At 52.1% G+C, this 447-nt stretch carries 1 protein-coding gene; it reads left to right on the top strand.

Going from position 1 to position 447, the window contains the following annotated elements; genetic code table 11:
• A partial coding sequence (locus H7U32_RS10330) for a hypothetical protein (RefSeq protein WP_204469932.1) occupies positions 1–180 on the top strand: 180 nt, incomplete at its 5' end.
• Positions 181–447: the final 267 nt, after the last annotated feature.

Consider the following 447-nt stretch of genomic DNA (forward strand, 5'->3'; position numbering starts at 1 on the left):
GCCCTGTCTCTCTTTGATCGCCAGATGACCGTCTACGTCCCCGACATGGACGGTACGGCCCAAATCGCCAAGAAAGTCTGCCTCTTGATCCACATGGATATACCCGTCGAAGGAATCACCATTCCCCCAGATGTGGTCATCATCCCGGAGAGTCTCATTGGCGAAGCCATCCTGAAATGACAGGAATCGTCCCGTGTCTGGCGCTGACTCTTGGCTCTATGTTATTTCACACCTGATCGGCCTTGTGTGTATTCTGCTGATCGTCATCTATCAACAGGGGAGACATCACGATGACTGACACCCTTTTGTGGATCATTCTCATTGAACTCACGTTAGGACTGGTGCTCGGCGGTTACGTCCTCTATGAGATTCAAACCGCGTTGGCCGTCATCGTCCTACACGATTGCACAGTCGAGTCAAACCCAGATGTAATCGACCCTCCCACTC

The organism is Bifidobacterium pullorum subsp. saeculare (genome assembly GCF_016899725.1).
Classification (GTDB): domain Bacteria; phylum Actinomycetota; class Actinomycetes; order Actinomycetales; family Bifidobacteriaceae; genus Bifidobacterium; species Bifidobacterium pullorum_C.